Annotated in this window: 14 protein-coding genes; 6 read left to right on the top strand and 8 right to left on the bottom strand. The window is 63.5% G+C overall.

Going from position 1 to position 25,000, the window contains the following annotated elements:
• The first annotated feature begins 347 nt into the window (after window positions 1-347).
• Entirely contained in the window at window positions 348-1,769 is a 1,422-nt protein-coding gene (locus tag AB4851_RS02570; protein WP_414448306.1) for an MFS transporter, read from the top strand.
• 131 nt (window positions 1,770-1,900) lie between these two features.
• On the opposite strand, the gene AB4851_RS02565 is transcribed toward AB4851_RS02570, so the two are convergent.
• Window positions 1,901-2,242, bottom strand: coding sequence for an AsnC family protein (locus AB4851_RS02565; RefSeq protein ID WP_414441105.1), 342 nt, complete (start codon window positions 2,240-2,242; stop codon window positions 1,901-1,903).
• A gap of 77 nt (window positions 2,243-2,319) precedes the next feature.
• Between AB4851_RS02565 and AB4851_RS02560 the strand changes: the two genes are divergently transcribed.
• The 3 genes from AB4851_RS02560 to AB4851_RS02550 all read left to right on the top strand — a co-directional run bounded on the left by AB4851_RS02560 (window position 2,320) and on the right by AB4851_RS02550 (window position 4,934).
• The gene (locus AB4851_RS02560; protein ID WP_414448305.1) at window positions 2,320-3,225 is read left to right on the top strand and encodes a hypothetical protein; all 906 of its coding nucleotides are present in this window, start codon (window positions 2,320-2,322) and stop codon (window positions 3,223-3,225) included.
• Between the two features lie 167 nt (window positions 3,226-3,392).
• Window positions 3,393-3,623 carry a hypothetical protein gene (locus AB4851_RS02555; protein WP_414448304.1) on the top strand — a complete coding sequence of 77 codons (231 nt, stop codon included), beginning with the start codon at window positions 3,393-3,395 and terminating at the stop codon, window positions 3,621-3,623.
• 165 nt (window positions 3,624-3,788) lie between these two features.
• Window positions 3,789-4,934 (top strand): DUF2827 domain-containing protein, encoded by a 1,146-nt coding sequence (locus AB4851_RS02550; RefSeq protein ID WP_414448303.1) that lies wholly within the window; start codon window positions 3,789-3,791, stop codon window positions 4,932-4,934.
• A 36-nt stretch (window positions 4,935-4,970) separates the two neighbouring features.
• Here the strand turns inward: AB4851_RS02550 and AB4851_RS02545 are convergent, their stop codons facing one another.
• The gene (locus AB4851_RS02545) at window positions 4,971-5,876 is read right to left on the bottom strand and encodes an AraC family transcriptional regulator N-terminal domain-containing protein (RefSeq protein WP_414448302.1); all 906 of its coding nucleotides are present in this window, start codon (window positions 5,874-5,876) and stop codon (window positions 4,971-4,973) included.
• A 255-nt stretch (window positions 5,877-6,131) separates the two neighbouring features.
• On the opposite strand from AB4851_RS02545, the gene AB4851_RS02540 reads away from it, so the two are divergent.
• On the top strand, window positions 6,132-6,974 hold the full coding sequence (locus AB4851_RS02540; protein WP_414448301.1) for an oxidoreductase: 843 nt from the start codon (window positions 6,132-6,134) through the stop codon (window positions 6,972-6,974).
• A gap of 51 nt (window positions 6,975-7,025) precedes the next feature.
• Here the strand turns inward: AB4851_RS02540 and AB4851_RS02535 are convergent, their stop codons facing one another.
• Window positions 7,026-8,072 carry an aldo/keto reductase gene (locus tag AB4851_RS02535; RefSeq protein WP_414448300.1) on the bottom strand — a complete coding sequence of 349 codons (1,047 nt, stop codon included), beginning with the start codon at window positions 8,070-8,072 and terminating at the stop codon, window positions 7,026-7,028.
• Window positions 8,073-8,186: 114 nt separating this feature from the next.
• Between AB4851_RS02535 and AB4851_RS02530 the strand changes: the two genes are divergently transcribed.
• Complete coding sequence (locus AB4851_RS02530) at window positions 8,187-9,107, top strand: LysR family transcriptional regulator (RefSeq protein ID WP_414448299.1); 921 nt, start codon at window positions 8,187-8,189, stop codon at window positions 9,105-9,107.
• A 13-nt stretch (window positions 9,108-9,120) separates the two neighbouring features.
• On the opposite strand, the gene AB4851_RS02525 is transcribed toward AB4851_RS02530, so the two are convergent.
• The 5 genes from AB4851_RS02525 to AB4851_RS02505 form a co-directional block, all read right to left on the bottom strand.
• Window positions 9,121-9,630, bottom strand: a complete 510-nt coding sequence (locus AB4851_RS02525) for a DUF4019 domain-containing protein (RefSeq protein WP_414448298.1) — start codon at window positions 9,628-9,630, stop codon at window positions 9,121-9,123.
• 44 nt (window positions 9,631-9,674) lie between these two features.
• Complete coding sequence (locus AB4851_RS02520) at window positions 9,675-10,826, bottom strand: DUF2827 domain-containing protein (protein ID WP_414448297.1); 1,152 nt, start codon at window positions 10,824-10,826, stop codon at window positions 9,675-9,677.
• Between the two features lie 23 nt (window positions 10,827-10,849).
• The gene (locus AB4851_RS02515; protein ID WP_414448296.1) at window positions 10,850-11,992 is read right to left on the bottom strand and encodes a DUF2827 domain-containing protein; all 1,143 of its coding nucleotides are present in this window, start codon (window positions 11,990-11,992) and stop codon (window positions 10,850-10,852) included.
• Window positions 11,989-14,232, bottom strand: coding sequence for a YadA-like family protein (locus AB4851_RS02510; protein ID WP_414448295.1), 2,244 nt, complete (start codon window positions 14,230-14,232; stop codon window positions 11,989-11,991). The genes AB4851_RS02515 and AB4851_RS02510 overlap by 4 nt, the downstream gene beginning before the upstream one ends.
• Window positions 14,233-14,953: 721 nt before the next feature.
• Entirely contained in the window at window positions 14,954-24,526 is a 9,573-nt protein-coding gene (locus AB4851_RS02505; protein ID WP_414449220.1) for a beta strand repeat-containing protein, read from the bottom strand.
• Window positions 24,527-25,000 lie beyond the last annotated feature (474 nt).

The raw sequence follows: 25,000 nt of genomic DNA, 5'->3' as shown, positions 1-25,000 counted from the left end.
GTATCGCCGAGAGGCGAGCGCGCCAATAATTTCCTGAAAAAGAAATTATTAGATTTATTGAGGTAAATGCGGCTAATAGACGCGATTCGAATGACGGCGCAATGCGTTTGTGGCCGTGCTTTCGAGTGAAAGGGGATGCGTCGCTTTCAAGCGCCTGCGCATTCTAAGGGGGGGGTGCCGTTGGTAAATTGCAATTTTGTAAATTAATCAGGTTATTTTGATTTTAAAAGGAATGAGTTATCGAATGAGCATTAATCCTATTTGCACGACATGAACGTTGTGGTATCGCGCGTGGCTCGCCCCGGTACAATGCGCGACGAACTAAAACCGCCCGGAGACGCGCCAGCATGGCTTCCACCGAACACGCTTCCTCTTCCGCCCCCGCCGGCGCCACCGTGATCCACGCCGGCGAGATCGCCGCGCGCCTCGACCGCCTGCCGCCCACGCGCACCGTCTGGAAGCTCGTGGTGCTGCTGAGCCTCGGCTTCTTCTTCGAGCTGTACGACCTGCTCTACAGCGGTTATGTCGCGCCGGGCCTCGTCAGGAGCGGCATCCTGTCGTCGAACACGCACGGCCTGTTCGGCACCACCGGCGTGGCGAGCTTCATCGCCGCGCTGTTCGCGGGGCTGTTCATCGGCACGATTGCTTGCGGCTTTTTGGCCGACCGCTACGGCCGCCGCGCCGTGTTCACGTGGTCGCTGCTGTGGTACACGGCCGCCAACGTGGTGATGGCGTTCCAGGACACGGCCGGCGGCCTGAACTTCTGGCGCTTCGTGGTGGGCCTCGGGCTCGGCGTGGAGATGGTGACGATCGGCACGTATATCTCCGAGCTGGTGCCGAAGGAGATCCGCGGGCGCGCGTTCGCCTGCGAGCAGGCGGTGGGCTTCTGTGCGGTGCCGGTGGTGGCGTTCCTCGCCTATCTGCTGGTGCCGAACGCACCGTTCGGCCTGGACGGCTGGCGCTGGGTGGTGCTGATCGGCGCGCACGGCGCGATCTTCGTCTGGTGGATTCGCCGCGCGCTGCCCGAAAGCCCGCGCTGGCTCGCGCAACAAGGGCGGCTGGCCGAGGCCGACCAGGTGATGCGCGCGCTGGAGGCGAAGGTCGAGGCCGAATACGGCCGCCCGCTGCCGCCGCCGGGGCCGGCCGAGCCGGTGATCGCGCGCGGGCGCTTCGCCGACATGTGGGTGGCGCCGTACAGCCGCCGCACCGTCATGATGACGATCTTCAACGTGTTCCAGACGGTGGGCTTCTACGGTTTCGCGAACTGGGTGCCGACGCTGCTGATCAAGCAGGGCATTACCGTCACCACCAGCCTCATGTATTCGAGCGTGATCGCGCTGGCCGCGCCGCTCGGCCCGCTGCTGGGGCTGCTGATCGGCGACCGCTTCGAGCGCAAGCACGTGATCGTGGCGATGGCGGGCGCGGCGATCGTGTGCGGGCTGCTGTTCAGCCAAAGCGGCACGGCCGGCACGCTGGTGGTGCTCGGCATCGGCCTCACGCTCGCCAACAACATCATGTCGTACAGCTTCCACGCGTATCAGGCCGAGCTGTTCCCCACGGCGATCCGCGCGCGGGCGGTGGGCTTCGTCTATTCGTGGAGCCGCTTCTCGGCGATCTTCACGTCGTTCGTGATCGCCTCGGTGCTGAACGGCTTCGGCACGGCCGGCGTGTTCGCGTTCATCTCGGCCGCGATGCTGATCGTGATGGTGTCGATCGGGCTGATGGGGCCGCGCACCAAGGGCATCGCGCTGGAGCGGATCTCGCACTGACGCACCGCTGGCCGCCGCGCTTCTTTCTTCTTCCGCCATAACGACAACGCGCCCGGGTCGACCACCCCGGGCGCGTTGTGCATTTCAAGGCCTCGCATCGCGCGCCGGCCGCTGCCATCAGGCCGGCGCCGCTACCCCGGCTTGGTGCCCAAGCCTTTCAAGCCCTGGATCACGACCATCAACGCCCGGCCGTGTTCGTCCGAGCCATCCCACGCCTCCACGATCGCATCGCGCAGCCGCTCGTCGTAATTGCCGGTGCGCATGCCCGACGAAGGCGCTTCCATGCCGTAGAAACTGCATAGCTTAATGAATGGCTCGCTGCGCCGCAGACGCTGCCCGTCGGACAACCGAAGGCGCGACACGGTGGGCTGGCTGACCCCGCAAAGCCGTGCTATTTCACTGGACGAGCGTGGATCTGCCCGCAGCCTGTCGAGCAAGGCATGAACCGAAAAATTGTGATCCAGGGCTTCCATGTCATGCATTATAACTATACAGTAGCGCTTATTGAAATGCCCTGTCGCAAGATCGGGCCGCAGTACCGAGAGAGTTGATGACACTGAAACACCTGCCCCCCACGTTTTGCTGGACCAGGATCGGCGCCGAGTTCGGCGAGGATCTGTCGACTGTCGTGCTCCGCAAGGAGTGGGAGCGTCGGCTGGGCGGCGGGCGGTTTCTGTGGGGCATCGGGCAGCCGCTCGGCAGCAGCGTGCAGGTGGCCGCGCATCGCGTGGGGTCGCTGGCCGCGCTGTTCACGCCGTCGGCGAACCGCGCACGCGCGGCGGAAATCGGCCCGCGCGCGATGCTGCTGTGGAATGCCTGGGTGGATGCGGGCGGGCAGGTGCGTCAACTGCCGCCGTATGCCTTCATCACGAGCCGCCCGACCTTGCCGTCGGGCCGCCGCCGCGAGCAGTACCACGCGCTGGTGTGCGCGTCGGCCGCACCGCTCGGCGTCGGCACGCGCCTGCGCGTGAGCCCCGACAACCTGCGCAGCACCGTCACCGGCAAGCCGCTCGGCGCGGCGCAGTCGGCTGTGGTGGTCGATTGCGTGGCGCGCACGGCGGAGCCGGGCGCGCGCAGCTATCCGGTGGCGTTGACGGTGGAGCTGGACGCGCCGTACACGGTTCGGCTCGCGCAGCCCACGGTGGTCAAGGCGCGCGATCTCGCGCGCGTGAGCAAGGCGGCGCGCGAGGGCGATTTCGAAACCTATGTCGATCTGGTGGAGCGCCTGCGCGGGCGCTCGGCCGGCGCACAGTCGCGCGGCTTCACGCGCGACCTGTTCGACTTGCCGGTGGTGGAGCCGGTGGCCGTCTACACGGATTTCGTGAAGCGGCTGCGTGCCCGGTCACCGGCGGAACCGGCGCGCGGCTCGACGCGCGACCTGTTCGAATTTCCCGCGCCCGAACCGGCGCCGGCATTCGCCATTCCAGGCAGCGCGCAGGGCAAGCTGTTGCTCTAGCGCCGCGCGGCCTCGGCGCCGCGCGACCGAATGACGGCCAGGCTCGGAAGTCGCTCCCGCGGCCGCTGCAGGGTGCAGCGTCGCGGCGAGCGGGATTGATGCCCGCGCGCATGCGTTGCAGGGCGCGCAGCCGGCTTGCCGACAGGCAGGCCCGAGGAGGAAGGTGCATGGCGAACATCGGTCATTCGCGCGAGGCGCTTGCCGCCCAGCGTTACGTCGAGGCGACGCGCAACGTCGATCTCGCATTCCGCGCAGTGCGCGGCGATCAGGAAGACATCCCGGAAAGCGCCGAATACGCGGCCGCGCAATCGCGGCTCGATCGCGCGCTCGACGAGCTGGCGCGCGCGCAGGAGCTGTTCGATACGGCCGTCAGCGTGCGCGGCACCCGGCATTTCTGAGGCGAACGCGGCGCGCGCCGTGCGCCGTGCGTGTCACGCCATTGGCATCTCGCGCGTTCGCGCACCGGCAGCCGCGCGCCGTTGCGCCGGGCGCGCGTATGCTGTGCCGATGCCCGCCGTCACGCGCGCTCGCGCGGCGGCGCCCATCCTTTTCGCTCATCCGCCATGACTGCTCCTGTCGATTTGAACGGCCTGCGCATCGGTATCACGATCGGCCTGCGCGAGCCGAACGAAAGCCTCTGGATCAACGGCATCAAGCAGAACGCGCTCTATCTCGCGAAGCTGCTGATGGCCTCGTCGCACGGCTATCGGGTCACGCTCGTCAACACCACCGATGTGCCGTTGAGCGAGGGCCTGCCGTGGGATCGCGCGGCGTTCGACACGCGCAGCTTCGCCGAGATGAAGGATTCGCTCGATGTCCTGATCGAACTGGGCGGCCAGATCGACGCCGAGCAAACCGCCTACCTGAAGGCGCGCGGCGCGAAGCTGGTCAGCTATTGCTGCGGCTTCGAATATATCCACGCCACGCAATCGATCCTGTTCGGCCGCAAGTTGTGGGATTCGCTGTTCATCAATCGCGGCTACGACGAGGTGTGGGCGATCCCGCAGATCGCGCCCAATTCGCTGCCGTTCCTGCAATCGCTGCGCCGCTGCCCGGGGAGGGTGGTGCCGTTCGTCTGGGATCCGATGTTCCTGACCGAGCGCTCACGCCCGCTGCGCGAGCACGGCGAATACCGGCCGAGCGGGCAGCTGGCCAAGCGGTTGACGGTGATGGAGCCGAATCACGACGTCGTGAAGTTCTGCCTCTATCCGATGCTGATCATCGACGAAGCGTTCCGCCGCGATCCCGAGGCCGTGTCGTTCACGCACGTGACCAATGCCGATCACATCGCGCAGCGCAGCCAGGAGTTCGTCATGCTGATGAATTACCTGGAGATCGTGCGCGCCGGCAAGGCCAGCTTCGTCGGCCGTTTCGATACGCCGCAATTCCTGGCCGAGTTCACCGACGTGGTGGTGTCGCACCAATGGGAAAACCCGCTCAACTATTTCTATTTCGACGTGTGCTGGCAGGGTTATCCGCTCGTGCATAACGCGCATCTGGTGCAGGACCTCGGCTACTACTACCCGGAAAACGACGTGCAGGCCGGCGCGAAGGTGCTGGCGCGCGTGCTGCGCGAACACGACGCCGATTGGGAACACTACCGCCGCCAGCAGCGCGCGCTGCTGCGCCGCTATACGCCGGAGAACCCGGCGCTGGTGGCCGATTACGATCTGCTGCTGGCCAACCTGGTTGGCGTCGCGAGCGCGTGATGCCGGCCTGACGCCGGCGCGCGCGCATGCCCGCCGTCACGCCGGCTGCGCGCTCGCCGCCTGGCCGTTGCCGAGCCGCGCGGCGTCGCTGGCCGGCGGCGCGCCGAACAGGCGCTTGTAGTCGCGGCTGAACTGCGACTGGCTCTCGTAGCCCACCTTCAGGCCGATCGCGCCCGCGCCTTCCCCCTCCGAAATCAGCATGCGCCGCGCCTCGCGCAGGCGGATCTGCATGCGGTATTGAATTGGCGTCATCGAGGTCAGGTTCTTGAAGTGGCGATGGAACGACGTCACGCTCATGCCGGCCAGCTCCGCCAGCGCATCGATGCTCATCGGCTCGGCGTAGTGCGTCTTGATCCATTCCGTCACGCGGCCGATCTTCGCGACATGCGAGCTGTTCAGCGCGAACTGCACCAGCGTTTCGCCAAGGCCGCCGGTCAGCAGCCGGTAGTAGATTTCGCGCACCACGAGCGGCGCGACGAAATCGATCTCGTCGGGATGGTCGAGCAGCTTCAGCAGCCGCGCGAACGGTTCGAGCAGCGCGGCGTTCAGCGGCGCGGCGGCCAGCGCGGCCGGCGGCGACGCGTTCGGCGCCGGCTCGGCCGCCACGCGCTGCAGCACGTCGGCCAGCAGCGCGCGGTCGAGGCTCAGCGTCAGCGCCAGATGCGGCTTGCCGTCCTCGGTCATCTGCATGCAGGTCGTGACCGGAATGTTGACCGTCACCGCGAGGAAATGCTCGGGCGTGGCGAGAAACGATACGTCCCCGAAGCCCACCCATTTCGCGCCCTGCACGACCAGCAGGATGCGCGGATCGTAGAGCGCGCGATCGGGCGGCGTGGTGCTCGTGATCCTGAAGATGCGCAGGCCGGGGACGGGCGTGGCCTGATAGGGCGAGGTGCAATGGCGCTCGATGGTGTCGCGCATCGCGGTCAGCAACGGTTCCATGGCGATGTTCCCGGGGTGGCCCGGGCCGGTTCGGCAGATGTGGGCAAGCCTAGGGGAATCGGCAGGATCGTGCAACAAGCGGGCCATGTCGGCGAGCGGGTTTTTCCCGGAATGGCAGGATCACGCAAGAGATTGGTGCGATGTTGGCTGGCCGCGAGTAGCCCACGGCGTAACAATGGTTTCCGTGCAGCCGTTACGCCGCGGCCGGTTCCGGGCGGCGCGGGCTGTCGATCCGACTCATTTCCAGGAGGCACCATGAAGCAAGAAAACGTCTGGTTCATTACGGGATGCTCGACGGGATTCGGCCGCGAGCTGGCGCAGCAGGTGCTGGAGCAGGGCGGCCGCGCGGTGCTCACGGCGCGCCGTCCCGACACGCTGGCGGCGCTCGCCGCGCCGTATGGCGAGCGCGCACTGGTGCTGCCGCTCGACATGACCGACGAGACGGCGATCCGCCGCGCGGTGGCCGATGCCCAGGCGCATTTCGGCCGCATCGACGTGCTGGTCAACAACGCAGGCTACGGCTATTTCTCGGCGATCGAGGAAGGTGAGGATGACGAAGTACGCCGCCAGTTCGAAACCAACGTGTTCGGTTTGTTCTCGCTGACGCGGCACGTGCTGCCCGGCATGCGGACGCGCCGCCAGGGGCATGTGATCAACGTGTCGTCGGTGGGCGGCCTGATGGCGTTTCCGGCCACCGGCTATTACCACGCGTCGAAATACGCCGTGGAAGGCTTTTCGGAATCGCTGGCCGGCGAGGTCAAGCCGCTCGGCATTCATGTGACGATCGTCGAGCCGGGCCGGTTCCGCACCGATTGGGCGGGCCGCTCGCTGATCGAATCCAAAACGGTGATCGACGATTACGCCGAGACGGCCGGCAAGCGGCGCGCCCAGGCGCACAGCTATTCGGGCACGCAGCCGGGCGATCCGGCGCGCGGCGCGGCGGCGATCATCCGCATCGTCGGCGAGGCGGCGCCGCCGCTGCGCCTGCTGCTCGGTTCGGATGCCTATCAATTGGTGCAGACCAAGCTCGAGGCGCTGCGCGCCGAGTTCGAGCAATGGAAGGATGTCTCGCAAGGCACCGATTTTCCGGCAGAGTGAGATAGATAGCGGCTGCACGCCCGGGCCTGCGCCCGGGCGCGCACTTCAGGCTCAGGCCTTCGGCGTGAACGGTTGCGGCACGCGGTTGGCGCCCTGGCGCGCCAGCATCCAGCCCGGATACTCGGGCGCCAGTGCGCTGACCTCATCGAGCTTCGCGAGGTCGTCCGCATCGAGCTTCACATCGGCGGCGGCCAGGTTCTGCTCGATCTGGTCGAGCCGCTTGCCGCCGGTGATCACCGTGGTCACGAACGGCTTGCTCAACACGTAGGCCAGCGCGACGGTCGCCACGCTCACGCCGTGCTTCTCGGCGATCGGGCGCATCGCCGCGACGCAGGCCCAGGCGCGATCCTTGTCGACGGGCGGGAAGTCGAAGTTGGCGCGGCGGCCTTCGGCGTCGCTCGAACCGGGGCCGAACTTGCCCGACAGCAGGCCGCCCGCGAGCGGCGACCACACCATCAGCCCGAGCTTTTCCTCGGTCATCATCGGCACCAGCTCGCGTTCGAGATCGCGGCCGGCAATCGAGTAGTAGGCCTGAACGCTTTCGTAGCGTGCGTAATCGTGCTTCGCGGCGATGCCGAGCGCCTTCGCCACGCGCCATGCCTGCCAGTTCGACACGCCGACATAGCGCACCAGGCCGCGCGAGATCAGGTCGTCGAAGGTGCGCAGCGTTTCGTCGAGCGGGGTGACGGTGTCGGTGCCGTGGATCTGATACAGGTCGATGTAATCCGTCTGCAGGCGCTCCAGGCTCGCCTCGACCGAATCGAGGATGTGGCCGCGCGAGGCGCCGCGATCGTTCGGACCGTTGCCGACTTGCGCGAACACCTTGGTGGCGATCACCACGTCCTTGCGCGCCACCTTGAGGTTCTTCAGCGACTGGCCGAGGATCTTTTCCGATTCGCCGAACGAGTAGACGTCGGCCGTATCGATGAAGTTGACGCCGGCGGCGAGGCTGCGCTCGACGATCGTATCGGCCGCGTCCTGGCCGACGCTGGCGATGCTGCCCCACATGCCTTCCTGCTCCGGGCTGCCGAACGTCATCGTGCCGAGACAGATTTCGGACACGAACAGTCCGGTGTTGCCAAGTTGGTTGTAACGCATCGTGATCTCCATCGTTCGGCCGGCGGCGCCAGCCGTAAGCCGCTTACTATGCGCTCGCGGTCCGATGCGATAAAGTGCGCCAATCTGAACGCACTGTTATTTTCAAACATCACAATGCCGAACCTGGATTCGCTGCGGATCTTCGTGCGCGTCGCCGAAATGGCCAGTTTCACGCGGGCTGCCGAAAGCCTCGGCATCCAGAAGGGGCGGGCGTCGAACACGGTGCGCGCACTGGAGGCGGAGCTGGGCGCGCGGCTGCTGCATCGCTCGACGCGCACCGTGCACCTGACCGAGGACGGCCAGGTGTTCTATCAGCGTGCGCAGGATTTGCTGGCCGATGCCGACGCGCTGCAGACGATGTTCACGGTGCGCCACGATACGCCGCTGCGCGGCCGGTTGCGCGTGGATCTGCCCACCGAGCTGGCGCGAACCATGGTGGTGCCGGCGCTGCCAGCGTTCATCGAGGCGCATCCCGAGGTGGTACTGGAGCTGTCGAGCACCGACCGGCGCGTGGATCTGATTCTGGAAGGGATCGATTGCGTGCTGCGCATCGGCGGCCTGGTGGACGACACGCTGGTCGCGCGCCGCCTCGGCAGCCTGCGGATGATCAACGCGGCCAGCCCCGGCTACCTGCGGCGCTTCGGCACGCCGCGCAGCCTGCACGAACTGTCCGAGCGCGGCCACCGCATGGTGTTCTATACCTCCACGTTCGGCCATCGCTCGGCGCTGTGGGAGTACGTGGAGCGCGGCCGGCCCGCGACGCTCGCGTTGCCGTGCGCGCTCAGTGTGAACAGCGTGCAGACCTATTACGCGGCCGGCGTGGCCGGCATCGGGCTGATTCAGGCGAGCCGCTCGCGGCTCGGCCCGTTCCTGGCGAGCGGCGAGCTGGTGGAGGTGCTGCCCGATTTCCGGCCCGCGCCGTTGCCGGTCTGGCTGGTGGTCGCGCACCGGCACAACCTGTCGCGCCGGGTGCGCGTGTTCATGGAATGGCTGGAGCAGGTGCTGACGCCCTACCTCGATGGCGAGGACGCCTGAGCGGCGCTGCCGCTCAGTTGCCCGGAATCGTGCCCTGCGCGACGCGCGGCACGTAGCCCGTCAAATGCCAGCGGCCGTCGTTTTCGAGCCGGAAGCTGACCTTCTCGTACACCACCTTGCCCGACACCTGCGTGGTGGCGTAATCGACATTCGCATAGAGGCCGTCCGGCACGTCCTTCGCGCCGGTATAGATGATGCGCGTGACGGCGGCCCAGCCGCGGCCCTTGATCTGGCCGACTGCCTGGCGCGAGCCGCGCACGTCGTCGGCGAAATGCTGCGCGTCGTAGCGTTGCTTGACGAACGGCGCGGCGTCGTTCCAGAGATCCTGGAAGCGGCCGGCGTCGATCAACTGGAGCGCGTAGTCGCCGTCGCGCAGCAGCTCGTCGGCCGAAGTGCCGGCATTGACGGGCGCGAGCGACAGCGATTGCCCGGCCGGGGCCTGCGGCTGCGATTGAGCCAGGGCGAGCGGCGCGCAGGCCGCGAAGGCGCACAACGCGGCGCCGCGAACGATGATCGATTTCAATGGGCCTCCGGATGCCGGTTGAGCGTGGTGTCGCGTGCCGTGCTTCACCGGTACAGCGCGGCGAGCGCGTCCGTGTAGGCGGCGACGTTGTCGGGGTTGTCGATGTCGACCGAATGCAGCAGGTGCGCCGCGTTCTCGCGGTAGGCGTCCAGGTTCGCGTCGTGTTCGCGGAACGCGCGCAACAACTGGCGGCCGCCTTCCTCGCAGTCGAAATCCGGGTAGAAATAACCGCACTTGCCGAGATACGGTGAGTTGTGGACGAGCGGATAGCCGCCGTACAGCAGTTCGTAATAGAGGTAGTTCTGGGCGTTTTCCCAGGTGTGCGATATCACCGCATCGCCGTGCTGCGACATGAATTCGTACAGCGCGAAGCGGCCTTCGAACGTGGCGAGGCTGTGGTTGACGATGTCGAGGCTGCGCGCGAAGTGCACGAACGTGGTGTGTTCCTTCATGTGCAGCGCGTTGCACACGCGCACGAATTCCACGAACGACGGCTCGGCGCGATAGGCTTGCTCGGCGATCAGCATCGGGATGATGCTGGTCTTCACCATGCAGATGTTCGGCTCGAAGATCGCCATTCGCCAGCGCGCGCGGCCCGGCTGGTAGCCGAACGCGCGGCCTTCCTCCAGCGTGGCGCGCGCGCGGTCGAACAGCATCGGATGCCAGATGTGCGGCACGATCGTGACCGGGCGGCGCAGGCCCGTTTCGAGGTAGTGGCGGCACGAGTGCTCGAATTCGGGAATGGTCCAGACGCCGTCGTAATGCGCACCCGAAAACAGGAAGCCCGACGGTTTGTCGAACATCGCGCGCTCGATGTCGATCACGTAATCGTTGCCCACCCGCATCGTGATGACCTTGCCGCCGCGCGCCCGATAGGTGGCGATCCAGTCGGCGTTGAATTGCGCGCTCATCTCGATCAGCACGTCGCAGCGCGCCATCGCTTCGTCCATCGAGATCAGCGGCACGTTCCATTCGCCGAGCATCATCTGCGGATCGGCCGGTTCGGTGCCGCCGCCGTTCACCATCACCGCGTCGGCGACGAGCGGCGACTGGCGCAGCAGCAGCACCAGCAGCAGGCAGTTCTGGAAGATGCCGTTTTCCCACAACGACTGGCCGGCGCCGCGCACATACAGCGAAACGCCGACCACGAGGCGCTTGCCGCCGTTCGGCAGATCACGGACGGGACTATCGGACATGCAGGTTTCTCCGCGGAATGCCGTCAGGCAACGAGGCGTTCGACGTAGGCGTCGAGATTCGCCGGATGATCGATCGACACGCGTTGCAGCACGGCGTCGGCCTTCGCACGGTAGGCGGCGAAATTCGTGTCGTGCTCGCGCCAGGCCTGGTGCAGCACGCGGCCACCCGTGGCCGAATCGAACTCCGGGTAGTAGTAGCCGGCTTCGCCGAGCATCGGCGAATTGTGGATCAGCGGATAGCCGCCGTACAGCGCGTCGTAATAGAGGTAGTTCTGCGGGTTTTCCCATTGATGGGAAATGATGGCGTCGGCGTGCTGGGCCAGGAACGACGGCACCTCGACGCGCGGCTCGAAGGTGGCCTTGTGATGGCGCACCAGATCGAGGCTGTTGGCGAAGTGGACGAACGTGCGGTGTTCCTTCATGTGCATCGCGTTGACCACGAACAGGTGTTGCACGGCGCTCGGCTCGGCGCGGTAGAACTCCTCGGCGACCAGCATCGGGTAGTGGCAGCTCTTGACCACCGAGATGTTCGGCTCCAGCGTGGCCAGCCGCCAGCTCGCGCGGCCCGGCTGGTAGCCGAAGCGGATGCCTTCCTCGGCCAGCGCGGCGGCGCGGCGCTCGACGAAATGCGGCGACCAGATGTGCGGAATCGAATGCACCGGCACGCGCATCAGCGTGCGCAAGAGCGGGCCGGCCGTCTTGTCGTCCTTCGGCAGCATCCAGACTTCGTCGTAGGGGCCGCCGTTGAAGATGTGGCCCGACGGCAGATTGAAGATGGGGGTTTCGCAGAGGCCCGCATAGACGTTGCCGACGAAGCACATGATGAGCTTCTTGCCGAGCGTCTTCATGTATTTCAGCCAGTCCACCTGCAACTGCGCGCCCATCTCGATCACCACGTCCAGCTCGTGCGAGACGTCGCGCGGGTTGACGAGCGGCACGTCGAGGCCGCCGAAATCGAGGCCGGTGGGAATCTGGTTGGCGTCGCCGCCGTTGAGGAAGTAAATCCGGCCGATGCGACCGGATTTTTGCAGCATCATCGCCAGGAAGGCGATGTTCTGATGGATGCCGTTTTCCCAGATTGCCTGACCATCTCGCGCGAAGAGCGAAATGCCGATGGTCAGGCGCCTGTCAGCGCTGCCAGATGAAGAATGAAGGGATTCGATCACCAGCTGTGTCCATATCCGACACCATACGTCTTGTTCTGCCCCGAGACGCCGATGCCCAGTTTCAGAATGCCGTTGGTTGCCACATGCGCACTTGCACCGAAGGCCATGCCGGATTCGCCCGCGAATCGGGCGACGCCGATTGCCACGTTGACCGTCTTGCCTGGCTCGACCTGCGGCAGCATGGTCAGTGCGGTGGCGGCGGCGATGCCCTGGCGCGCCATCCTGTCGGTTTGCTGCACCGCCTGCTGCGTTTGCCGCACTTGCGAACCCAGCGAGCTGATCTGGTTCTGCTGACCGGCGAACGATTGTGACATAGAAGTTGTGAGCGTATTCAACTGGTTGAGGTTGACCGCGTCGGTGCCGGCGGTGCCCGCCGCGACGTTCGTGATCTGGCGTTGCTGGGTTGCACTGCCGACCGACACCACGTTCGAGCGGCCGTCGTCGGTCGAGGCCTGGCCGATGGCTACCGAGTTGGAACCGGTCGTGACCGATGGCGACTGCGCGGCCTGGAGCGGCATGTCGGCGGCGTAGATCATCGGTTTCTTCGCTTGCGCGGTGTCTGCCGTTGCCGTCGTGAACGCGGCGATCCGGTCGCTGATCGTGCCGAGGCTGGTGGACAGCGTCGTGACCGAGGCGTTCGTCGTCGACAGACCGTTGGACAGCGAGTCGATGTTGGTAGTCAGGGCGTCGATTCGGGTCGTGGTTGCCGATGCCAGCGATGCGACGTTGCCGTCGGTCGTGTTCAGGCCGGTGGACAGCGAAGCTACGTGGCTGTCGGTCGTGCTCAATCCCGTGGACAGGGACGAAAGGCTGCTGTTCGTGGTTTTTTGGTCGGTTGTCAACGCGGCGACTTTGCTGTCGGTTTTGCTCAGGCTTGTGGTCAGGGAGGCAACGTTGGTGTTGGTGGTGCCGAGGTCCTTCGTCAGCGTGGCCACGTTGCTGTCGGTTGCGCCGAGGTTGGTGGTCAGAGACGAGACGTTGGTATTCGTGGCTCCGAGGTCTTTCGACAATGCGGCCACGTTGCTGTTGGTCGCACCGAGGCCGGTAGTCAGCGACGAGACGTTGGTATTCGTGGCTCCGAGGTCTTTCGACAACGCGGCTACTTTGCTGTCGGTCGCACCGAGGCCGGTGGTCAGCGTCGAGACGTTGGTATTCGTGGCTCCGAGGTCTTTCGACAACGAGGCCAATTTGCCGTCGGTCGCCCCGAGGCCGGTGGTCAGCGTCGAGACGTTGGTATTCGTGGCTCCGAGGTCTTTCGACAACGCGGCCACTTTGCTGTCGGTTGCCCCGAGGCCGGTAGTCAGCGACGAGACGTTGGTATTCGTGGCTCCGAGGTCTTTCGACAACGAGGCCACTTTGCTGTCGGTTGCCCCGAGGCCGGTGGTCAGCGACGAGACGTTGGTAATGGTGGTGCCGAGGTCCTTCGACAACGAGGCCAATTTGCTGTCGGTCGCACCGAGGCCGGTGGTCAGCGACGAGATGTTGGTATTGGTGGTGCCGAGGTCCTTCGACAACGTCGCCAATTTACCGTCGGTTGCACCCAACGCAGTGGACAGCGAGCCGATCTGCTCGCCCGACCGGGTCATGCCGGTTTGGAGTTGGGCGACGGTTGCCGCGTCGGTTGCGGCTGCACCGTCGGCCACGTTGGTGATGCGGCGCAGTTGGGTCGCGCTGCCGATCGACATCTCCGATTTGGGTGCCGCCTGATCGGTCAGATAGCCGAAGGACGTCGGTGAGGAGTCGGCCGTCTGGCTGTGTTCGCCGATCGCGATGCTGCCCGGGGTATCGGCCCGAGACGCATAGCCGATCGCGATGCTGGCCTTGTTAGTGGCGTGGGCCAGTGGGCCAAGCGCGAGACTGGCTATGCCTTTGGCTTGAGACGCTGTGCCAAGTGCGAGGCTGCCTGCGCCAGCAACGTGGGAGTTCGTGCCAATCGCAATGGAGGCTCGGTCCTCGGCAACCGAGGCGCGGCCGACAGCAATCGAGTTTCTGCCCGACGCAGTCGCACCTTGCAGGTCGAAAATATCGCTGCCGATTGCAGCCCACTTTTTCGTAGCGGCCGGTATGCCGCCGTCCGCCGCCTGCGCGCCTTGGCCGATCAAAACGAGAGCACACAGCGCCGTGGAAACGGCTTTTGCCACAGTGGATTGACCGGGCTTGCCACGCGCCGAATCTTTCTCTGATCCGGCTACCCAGGCTTTAATCGATTCATTCCAAATGGGGCGATAGTTGTGATTCATGTTGCGTTTCTCCGTGAGATCAATATATAGCCTCGGATAATGTCGGTATTTATTTCCGGTGGGCTTAGGTAAATATTTCAGTGCGCGGAGTGTATTGCAGAAAGCAAATTGAAATGTAGATATTTTGAGATCTGTAAACGTATGATTTTTCCCAGTGTGGAGTTTTGTCTAGATTCCCAATTAATTGTATTTTTCGGGCGTGAGTCGGTTCGGATGGCCGATTGACGGGGCTTCTGGCTGTTCTGTCGCGGTGATGAATTTCAGGGGCGGATGTGTCGATCGCCAATTGATCGTGGAGGTGGCATAAATCGAGCGGCTCGATCCTCGTTTTCGAGATGTAGAAAGTGGTAATTCGGCGATTATGTTTTTTTGTAATTATTGTGAAGTGAGTGATTAAATGGCCGGGAATTTGAATTTGTATGATGGGATTGTCATTGAAACGCGTGCGCCGGAGTTTATTTTTTTGAGCGTTCGGCGGGGAAGGCGCAGGCACGAGCAACGCGCGTCGGGTTGCATGGCAACCCGACGGATCGACGCGTGACGTTCGGATTAATGGGGCGGGCCGTGTGCCCCGGCGCACGAATGCCGGGCGCAGCGCACGCCCGAACCGCAGCCGGCGTTGCGCCGGCTGTTCAGATCGCCTGATCGTCTTTCACGACGCGCGTGAGGGAGACGATCAGGTGCTTTTCAGAGCGGTGAGGCGGAGGTAACGGCGAGTCGATTACCAGCTGTATCCATACCCGACACCGTAGGTCTTGTTCTGGCCCGAGACGCCGACGCCCAGTTTCAGAATGCCGTTGGTCGTTACGTGCGCACTGGCGCCGAAGGCCATGCCGGATTCGCCTGCAAACCGGGCAACGCCGATCGCCATGTTGATCGTCTTGCCTGGCTCGACCTGCGGCAGCATGGTCAGCGCCGTCGCCGCGGCAATGCCTTGGCGCGCCATCTTGTCGGTTTGCTGCACCGCCTGCTGGGTTTGCTGCAATTGCGAGCCCAGCGAGTTGATCTGGGTTTGCTGACCCGCGAACGACTGCGCCGTGGAGGTGGAGAGCGCATTCAACTGGTTGAGGTTGACTGCGTCCGTGCCTTGCGTGCCCGCCGCGACGTTCGTGACCTGACGTTGCTGGGTCGCGCTGCCGACCGATACCACGTTCGAGCGGCCGTCGTCCGTCGAGCCTTGGCCCAGTGCGACCGAATTCGAACCTGCCGTGACCGACGGCGCCTGCGCGCCCGCTGCCGACATGTCGGCGGCGTAGCCGCCCGAGCTCAGCGATCGCGTGGTGTTGTTCGCCGCGGTGGTCGAGAGCGAGGCCACCTGGGCGCTGACCGTGCCGAGGCTGCTCGACAGCGAGGTGACCGACGTGTTGGTCGCCGACAGGCTCGAGGACAGCGAGCTGAAGCCGCTCGAGGTGGTGGTCGACAGCGACGCCACGCTGCTGGTCGTGGTCGACAGGCCGGTGGACAGCGAACCGGTGGTGGTCGAGGTCGAGCTGGACAACGACGCCACCGAGGAGGTGGTTTGCGACTGCGAGGTCGACAGCGAGCCGACCGACGTCGAGGTGGAAGTGGACAGTGCGCTCAGCGAGGTCGAGGTCGAAGTCGACAGCGACGCCACCGCGCTGGTGTACGACGAGGCCGCGCTGCTCAGGCTGGTCGACAGCGAAGCCACGGCCGAGTTGGTCTGGAACAACTGGCTGCCGTTCACGGCGTCGGTGCTGGTGGCCGAGACGCGGCCTGCCGCGAGGTTCGTCAACTGGCGCTCGAAGCCTGGCGAGCCGATGCTCACCACGCCCACCGGCGAGTTGCCCGCGAAGTTGCCGAACGTCATGTTGCCGACCGTGGCCGAGCTGACCGGCACCGCCGCCGAGGTGATCGCGCCGCTGCCGATCGCCACCGAGTTGTCGATGTTCGCGACCGCGTTCGGGCCGATCGCGACGCTGTCGACGCCCGTGGCCACCGAATCCGTCGAACCCGCCGACGTGTTGGTGTGGAAGTACTTGATGCCTGTCGAGTTGATGCTGTCGAGCGCGCTGCCGATGTTGTCGACCGTCGCTGTGGTGCCGTTCGCCTTGTACGTCGTGTACGACGGCGGGGTGATCGCGCCCGTGGTCGGGTCGTACGTCGCGCCGCCGCCGAGCGCCGAGGCGATGCTGTTGCCGACCTTGCCCGACGAGTTCGCCACCGATGAGCTGACCGAGGTCGACAGCGAACTGACGCTGGTCGAGGTCGAGGTGGACAGCGAGTTCAGGTTGCTGTTCGTCGAGGCCAGGCCGGTGGACAGCGAGCCGGTTGCCGTCGACAGCGAGCCGAGGCTGGTCGAGGTCGAGGACGACAGCGAGGCGATGTTGCTGGTGGTGGTGCTCAGGCCTGACGAGAGCGAGGTGACGTTGCTGTTGGTGGTGCTGAGGCCGGTGGACAGCGAGGTGACGTTGCTGTTGGTTGAGCTGAGGCCAGTCGACAGCGACGCGACGTTGCTCGTCGTGGTGCTCAAGCCGGTGGACAGTGAACCGACACTGGTTGAGGTCGAGGACGACAGCGAGCCGACGCTGCTGTTTGTGGTGCTGAGGCCGGACGACAGCGATGAGATGTTGCTGGTGGTGGTGCTCAGGCCGGTGGACAGCGAGCCAACGCTGGTCGAAGTCGAGGACGACAGCGAAGCGACATTGCTGTTGGTGGTGCTGAGGCCAGTGGACAACGAGCCGACACTGCTGTTGGTGGTACTGAGGCCGGACGACAGCGATGAGACGTTGCTGTTGGTCGAGCTCAGGCCAGTCGAGAGCGACGCGACGTTGCTCGTCGTGGTGCTCAGGCCGGTGGACAGCGAGCCAACGCTGGTCGAAGTCGAGGACGACAGCGAAGTGACGTTGCTGTTCGTTGTCGACAGGCCGGTGGAGATCGAGGACACGCCGGACGACAGCGAGGAAACCGTGCTGTTGGTGGTGCTGAGGCCAGTGGACAGCGAGCCGACACTGCTGTTGGTGGTGCTGAGGCCGGACGACAGCGATGAGACGTTGCTGTTGGTCGAGCTCAGGCCAGTCGAGAGCGACGCGACGTTGCTCGTCGTGGTGCTCAGGCCGGTGGACAGTGAACCGACACTGGTCGAGGTCGATGACGACAGTGAACCGACGCTGCTGTTTGTGGTGCTGAGGCCGGACGACAGCGACGAGATGTTGCTGGTGGTGGTGCTCAAGCCGGTGGACAGCGAGCCAACGCTGGTCGAAGTCGAGGACGACAGCGAAGTGACGTTGCTGTTCGTTGTCGACAGTCCAGTCGAGATCGAGGACACACCGGTCGACAGCGAGGAGACCGTGCTGTTGGTGGTGCTCAAGCCGGACGACAGCGAGGTGACGTTGCTGTTGGTGGTGCTGAGGCCGGTGGACAGCGAGGTGACGTTGCTGTTGGTTGAGCTGAGGCCAGTCGACAGCGACGCGACGTTGCTCGTCGTGGTGCTCAAGCCGGTGGACAGTGAACCGACACTGGTTGAGGTCGAGGACGACAGCGAGCCGACGCTGCTGTTTGTGGTGCTGAGGCCGGACGACAGCGATGAGATGTTGCTGGTGGTGGTGCTCAGGCCGGTGGACAGCGAGCCAACGCTGGTCGAAGTCGAGGACGACAGCGAAGCGACATTGCTGTTCGTTGTCGACAGTCCAGTCGAGATCGAGGACACGCCGGTCGACAGCGAGGAGACCGTGCTGTTTGTGGTGCTCAAGCCGGACGACAGCGATGAGACGTTGCTGTTGGTCGAGCTCAGGCCAGTCGAGAGCGACGCGACGTTGCTCGTCGTGGTGCTCAAGCCAGTGGACAGCGATCCGACGCTGGTCGAAGTCGAGGACGACAGCGAAGTGACGTTGCTGTTCGTTGTCGACAGGCCGGTAGAGATCGAGGACACGCCGGTCGACAGCGAGGAGACCGTGCTGTTTGTGGTGCTCAAGCCGGACGACAGCGATGAGACGTTGCTGTTGGTCGAGCTCAGGCCAGTCGACAGCGAGGCGACGTTGCTCGTCGTGGTGCTCAAGCCGGTGGACAGTGAACCGACACTGGTCGAGGTCGATGACGACAGTGAGCCGACGCTGCTGTTGGTGGTGCTCAGTCCGGTGGACAGCGAACCGACACTGGTCGAAGTCGAGGACGACAGCGAAGCGACATTGCTGTCGGTTGTCGACAGTCCAGTCGAGATCGAAGACACGCCGGTCGACAGCGAAGAGACCGTGCTGTTGGTGGTGCTGAGACCGGTGGACAACGAGCCGACACTGCTGTTGGTGGTGCTGAGGCCGGACGACAGCGATGAGACGTTGCTGTTGGTCGAACTCAGGCCAGTCGACAGCGACGCAACGTTGCTCGTTGTGGTGCTCAAGCCGGTGGACAGCGAGCCGACGCTGGTCGAGGTCGAAGACGACAGCGACGCGACGTTGCTGTCGGTTGTCGACAGTCCAGTCGAGATCGAAGACACGCCGGTCGACAGCGAGGAGACCGTGCTGTTGGTGGTGCTGAGGCCAGTGGACAACGAGCCGACACTGCTGTTGGTAGTGCTGAGGCCGGACGACAGCGATGAGACGTTGCTGTTGGTCGAGCTCAGGCCAGTCGAGAGCGACGCGACGTTGCTCGTCGTGGTGCTCAAGCCCGTGGACAGCGAGCCGACGCTGGTCGAGGTCGATGACGACAGCGAAGCGACATTGCTGTTCGTTGTCGACAGTCCAGTCGAGATCGAGGACACGCCGGTCGACAGTGAGCCGACACTGCTGTTGGTGGTGCTCAGTCCGGTGGACAGCGAGCCAACGCTGGTCGAAGTCGACGACGACAGCGAAGTGACGTTGCTGTTCGTTGTCGACAGGCCGGTGGAGATCGAAGAGACGCCGGTAGACAGCGAGGAGACGCTGCTAGTTGTCGTGCTCAGACCGCTGGACAACGAGGACACATTGCTGTTGGTGGTGCTGAGGCCCGACGACAGCGACGTGACATTGCTCGTCGTGGTGCTCAGTCCGGTGGACAGCGATCCGACGCTGGTCGAAGTCGAAGACGACAGCGACGCGACGTTGCTGTTCGTTGTCGACAGGCCGGTGGAGATCGAGGACACGCCGGTCGACAGCGACGAAACCGTGCTGTTCGTGGTGCTCAAGCCGCTCGACAACGACGAAACATTGCTGTTGGTTGTGGACAGCCCGGTGGACAGCGAGCCAACGCTGGTCGAAGTCGAGGACGACAGCGAAGTGACATTGCTGTTCGTTGTCGACAGGCCGGTCGAGATCGAAGACACGCCGGTCGACAGTGAGGAGACCGTGCTGTTGGTGCTGCTGAGTCCCGACGACAGCGATGTGACACTGCTCGTCGTGGTCGAGAGTCCGGTCGACAGTGAACCGACGCTGGTTGAGGTCGAGGATGACAGCGAAGCGACATTGCTGTTGGTTGTCGACAGGCCGGTCGAAATCGAGGACACACCGGTCGACAGCGAGGAGACCGTGCTGTTGGTAGTGCTGAGGCCGGTGGACAGTGAGCCGACGCTGGTCGAAGTCGACGACGACAGAGAAGAAACGTTGCTGTTGGTCGTGCTCAGTCCGCTGGACAGCGAGGAAACGTTGCTGTTGGTGCTGCTCAAGCCGCTCGACAGCGACGTGACATTGCTATTTGTCGTCGACAGCCCGGTTGACAGCGAGCTGACGCCAGTTGAGGTCGAGGTCGACAGCGAAGACACATTGCTATCGGTGGTGCTCAGTCCACTGGAGAGAGACGAAACATTGCTGTTGGTTGTCGACAGGCCGGTCGAGATCGAAGACACGCCGGTCGACAGCGAGGAGACCGTGCTGTTAGTGGTGCTGAGGCCGGTGGACAGTGAGCCGACGCTGGTCGAAGTCGACGACGACAGAGAAGAAACGTTGCTGTTGGTCGTGCTCAGTCCGCTGGACAGCGAGGAAACGTTGCTGTTGGTGCTGCTCAAGCCGCTCGACAACGACGAAACATTGCTGTTGGTTGTGGACAGCCCGGTTGACAGCGAGCTGACGCCAGTTGAGGTCGAGGTCGACAGCGAAGACACATTGCTATCGGTGGTGCTCAGTCCACTGGAGAGAGACGAAACATTGCTGTTGGTTGTCGACAGGCCGGTCGAGATCGAAGACACGCCGGCCGACAGCGAGGAGACCGTGCTGTTAGTGGTGCTGAGGCCGGTGGACAGTGAGCCGACGCTGGTCGAAGTCGACGACGACAGAGAAGAAACGTTGCTGTTGGTCGTGCTCAGTCCGCTGGACAGCGAGGAAACGTTGCTGTTGGTGCTGCTCAAGCCGCTCGACAACGACGAAACATTGCTGTTGGTTGTGGACAGCCCGGTGGACAGCGATCCGACGCTGGTCGAAGTCGATGATGACAACGAAGAAACATTACTGTTTGTGCTGCTCAAGCCCGACGACAGCGACGAGATATTGCTGGTCGTTGAGCTGAGACCACTCGACAACGAAGAGACGTTGCTGTTGGTGGTGCTGAGACCCGACGACAGGGACGTGATGTTGCTCGTCGTGGTCGAGAGGCCAGTGGAGAGTGAGCCGACGCTGGTCGAGGTCGACGACGACAGGGACGACACGTTGCTATCGGTGGTGCTCAGGCCGGTGGAGAGCGAAGAGACATTGCTGTTGGTCGTGGACAGCCCGGTGGACAGCGAACCAACACTGGTCGACGTCGAAGTCGACAGCGACGAGACGTTGCTATTCGTAGTCGACAACCCGCTGGAGACCGAGGACGACAGCGATGAGACATTGCTATTAGTCGACGACAACCCGCTGGACAGCGAAGTGACGTTGCTGTTGGTCGTGGACAGCCCGGTGGACAGCGAACCAACGCTGGTCGAGGTCGAAGTCGACAGCGACGAGACGTTGCTATCGGTGGTGCTCAAGCCAGTGGACAGCGAGGAGACATTGCTGTTTGTCGTGCTCAGGCCGCTGGACAGTGAGGAAACATTGCTGTTGGTGCTGCTCAAGCCGCTCGACAGCGAAGTAACGTTGCTGTTTGTCGTCGACAACCCGCTGGAGACCGAGGACGACAACGAGGTGACGTTGCTGTTGGTCGTAGACAGCCCAGTGGACAGCGATCCAACGCTGGTCGAAGTCGAAGTCGACAGCGAGGACACGTTGCTGTTCGTGGTTGACAGTCCGCTGGAGACCGAGGACGACAGCGATGAGACATTGCTGTTGGTCGTGGACAGCCCAGTGGACAGCGAACCAACGCTGGTCGAGGTCGAAGTCGACAGCGACGAGACGTTGCTATCGGTGGTGCTCAAGCCAGTGGACAGCGATGAGACATTGCTGTTTGTCGTGCTCAGGCCGCTGGACAGTGAGGAAACATTGCTGTTGGTGCTGCTCAGGCCGCTGGACAGTGAGGAAACATTGCTGTTGGTGCTGCTCAAGCCGCTGGACAGCGAAGTAACGTTGCTGTTCGTCGTCGACAACCCGCTGGAGACCGAGGACGACAACGAGGTGACATTGCTGTTGGTCGTGCTCAGGCCGCTCGACAACGACGAAACGTTGCTATTGGTCGTAGACAACCCGGTCGACAGAGAGCCGACGCTGGTCGAAGTCGAAGTCGACAGCGAGGACACGTTGCTGTTCGTGGTCGACAGCCCGCTGGAGACCGAGGACGAAAGCGACGAGACATTGCTATTGGTCGTCGACAACCCGCTGGACAGCGAAGTGACGTTGCTGTTGGTCGTGCTAAGTCCCGTCGACAGCGAGTTGGCTGTGGTCGACGTCGAGGACGACAACGAGGACACATTGCTGTTGGTGGTGCTCAGGCCTGTCGACAGCGAACCGATGCCGGTTGAGATCGAGCCGACGCCGGTCGAGAGCGAACCGATGCTGGTCGACAGCGAGCCAATCCCCGTGGACAGCGAGCCGATGCCGGTCGACGTCGACGTCGAGAGTGAGCTGACCGCCGTCGACAGTGAGGTGATGCCGGTCGAGGTCGAAGTCGAGAGCGTCGTCAGGTTGCTGTCCGTCGTGGACAGGCCGCTGGAAATCGACGTTACGCTGCTCGACAGCGAAGTAACGTTGCTGTTCGTCGTGCTCAAGCCCGACGAGAGCGAGGTGACATTGCTCGTCGTGGTGGAAAGTCCGGTGGACAGCGAGCCGACGCTGGTCGAGGTCGAGGACGACAGCGAAACGACGTTGCTGTTCGTGGTGCTCAGGCCGCTGGACAGCGAGGACACGTTGCTGTTTGTGGTGCTCAAGCCCGACGAAAGCGAGGTGACATTGCTCGTCGTCGTGGAAAGTCCGGTGGACAGCGAACCGATGCTGGTCGAGGTCGAGGACGACAGCGAAACGACGTTGCTGTTGGTGGTGCTCAGGCCGCTGGACAGCGAGGACACGTTGCTGTTTGTGGTGCTCAAGCCCGACGAAAGCGAGGTGACATTGCTCGTCGTGGTGGAAAGTCCGGTGGACAGCGAGCCGATGCTGGTTGAAGTCGACGATGAGAGCGAAGCGACATTGCTGTTTGTCGTCGACAACCCACTGGAGACGGACGTGGACAGCGAGGACACGTTGCTGTTGGTTGAAGACAGACCGGACGAGAGCGAAGTGACGTTGCTGTTTGTGGTGCTCAAGCCTGACGAGAGCGAGGTGACATTGCTCGTCGTGGTGGAAAGTCCGGTGGACAGCGAGCCGACGCTGGTCGAAGTCGAGGACGACAGCGAAGCGACATTGCTGTTCGTGGTGCTGAGACCAGACGAGAGCGAAGTGACATTGCTGTTTGTCGTGCTCAAGCCGGACGAGAGCGAGGTGACATTGCTCGTCGTCGTGGAAAGTCCGGTGGACAGCGAACCGACGCTGGTCGAAGTCGAGGACGACAGCGAAGCGACATTGCTGTTCGTGGAGCTGAGACCAGATGAGAGCGAAGTGACATTGCTGTTTGTCGTGCTCAAGCCCGACGAGAGCGAGGTGACACTGCTCGTCGTCGTGGAAAGTCCAGTGGACAGCGAACCGACGCTGGTCGAAGTCGACGACGACAGCGACGATACAGTGCTGTTTGTCGTGCTCAACCCGGTCGACAGCGAGCCTACGCCTGTGGACAGCGAGCCGATACCGGTCGAGGTCGATGTCGACAGCGAACTGACCGCCGTCGAGAGCGAGGTGATGCCGGTCGAAGTCGAAGTCGAGAGCGACAAAACGTTGCTGTTTGTGGAACTCAAGCCGGACGAGAGCGAGGCGACGTTGCTCGTTGTGGTCGAAAGCCCGGTGGACAGCGATTCGACACTGGTCGAGGTTGAGGACGACAGCGAAGCGACATTGCTGTTGGTGGTCGACAGTCCACTGGAAATCGAAGTCACACCCGTCGACAGCGACGAGACATTGCTATTGGTCGTACTGAGTCCGCTGGACAACGAAGTGACGTTGCTGTTCGTGGAACTCAGACCCGACGAAAGGGACGTGACGTTGCTGTTCGTCGAGCTCAGTCCTGACGAGAGCGAGGTGACGTTGCTCGTTGTGGTCGAAAGCCCGGTGGACAGCGATCCGACGCTGGTCGAAGTCGAGGACGACAGCGAAGCGACATTGCTGTTCGTGGTCGACAACCCACTGGAAATCGAAGTCACACCCGTCGACAACGACGAGACGTTGCTATTAGTCGTACTGAGTCCGCTGGACAGCGAAGTGACGTTGCTCGCCGTGGTGGAAAGTCCAGTAGACAACGACCCAACGCTGGTCGAGGTCGAGGACGACAGCGAAGCGACATTGCTGTTGGTGGTCGACAGCCCACTGGAGATCGAGGTCACACCCGTCGACAACGACGAGACATTGCTATTGGTCGTACTGAGTCCGCTGGACAACGAAGTGACGTTGCTGTTCGTGGAACTCAAGCCGGACGAGAGCGAAGTGACGTTGCTCGCCGTGGTGGAAAGTCCAGTAGACAACGACCCAACGCTGGTCGAAGTCGAGGACGACAGCGAAGCGACATTGCTGTTGGTGGTCGACAACCCGCTGGAAATCGAGGTCACACCCGTCGACAACGACGAGACGTTGCTATTAGTCGTACTGAGTCCGCTGGACAGCGAGGTGACGTTGCTCGTTGTGGTCGAAAGCCCGCTGGAAATCGAGGTCACACCCGTCGACAACGACGAGACGTTGCTATTAGTCGTACTGAGCCCGCTGGACAGCGAATTGACGTTGCTGTTCGTGGAACTCAAGCCGGACGAGAGCGAGGTGACGTTGCTCGCCGTGGTCGAAAGTCCAGTAGACAACGAACCGACGCTGGTCGAAGTCGAGGACGACAGCGAAGCGACATTGCTGTTCGTGGTGGACAGCCCGGTGGACAACGAACCCACACCAGTCGAAGTCGATGAGGACAGCGATGAAACCGTGCTGTTGGTCGTGCTCAATCCGGTCGACAGCGAACCCACGCCGGTGGAGAGCGATCCGATACCCGTCGAGGTCGATGTCGACAGAGAACTGACCGCGGTCGAGAGCGAGGTGATGCCCGTCGAAGTCGAGGTCGAAAGCGAGAGGACGTTGCTGTTGGTGGTCGACAGCCCACTGGAAATCGACGTCACACCCGTCGACAGCGACGAGACATTGCTATTGGTCGTACTGAGTCCGCTGGACAACGAAGTGACGTTGCTGTTCGTGGAACTCAGGCCCGACGAAAGGGACGTGACGTTGCTGTTCGTCGAGCTCAGTCCTGACGAGAGCGAGGTGACGTTGCTGTTCGTCGAGCTCAGTCCTGACGAGAGCGAGGTGACGTTGCTCGTTGTGGTCGAAAGCCCGGTGGACAGCGATCCGACGCTGGTCGAAGTCGAGGA

The organism is Burkholderia sp. 22PA0099 (assembly GCF_047497165.1).
Lineage (GTDB): Bacteria > Pseudomonadota > Gammaproteobacteria > Burkholderiales > Burkholderiaceae > Burkholderia.
Note: the sequence above shows the minus strand (reverse complement) of the source record. Positions and strands in the feature narration are given on the sequence as shown.

Bases quoted from the DNA above. Each gene is read 5' to 3' on its own strand.
- AB4851_RS02570 (WP_414448306.1), top strand. From the start codon at position 348: ATGGCTTCCACCGAACACGCTTCCTCTTCCGCCCCCGCCGGCGCCACC.
- AB4851_RS02565 (WP_414441105.1), bottom strand. From the start codon at position 2,242: ATGGAAGCCCTGGATCACAATTTTTCGGTTCATGCCTTGCTCGACAGG.
- AB4851_RS02560 (WP_414448305.1), top strand. From the start codon at position 2,320: ATGACACTGAAACACCTGCCCCCCACGTTTTGCTGGACCAGGATCGGC.
- AB4851_RS02555 (WP_414448304.1), top strand. From the start codon at position 3,393: ATGGCGAACATCGGTCATTCGCGCGAGGCGCTTGCCGCCCAGCGTTAC.
- AB4851_RS02550 (WP_414448303.1), top strand. From the start codon at position 3,789: ATGACTGCTCCTGTCGATTTGAACGGCCTGCGCATCGGTATCACGATC.
- AB4851_RS02545 (WP_414448302.1), bottom strand. From the start codon at position 5,876: ATGGAACCGTTGCTGACCGCGATGCGCGACACCATCGAGCGCCATTGC.
- AB4851_RS02540 (WP_414448301.1), top strand. From the start codon at position 6,132: ATGAAGCAAGAAAACGTCTGGTTCATTACGGGATGCTCGACGGGATTC.
- AB4851_RS02535 (WP_414448300.1), bottom strand. From the start codon at position 8,072: ATGCGTTACAACCAACTTGGCAACACCGGACTGTTCGTGTCCGAAATC.
- AB4851_RS02530 (WP_414448299.1), top strand. From the start codon at position 8,187: ATGCCGAACCTGGATTCGCTGCGGATCTTCGTGCGCGTCGCCGAAATG.
- AB4851_RS02520 (WP_414448297.1), bottom strand. From the start codon at position 10,826: ATGTCCGATAGTCCCGTCCGTGATCTGCCGAACGGCGGCAAGCGCCTC.
- AB4851_RS02510 (WP_414448295.1), bottom strand. From the start codon at position 14,232: ATGAATCACAACTATCGCCCCATTTGGAATGAATCGATTAAAGCCTGG.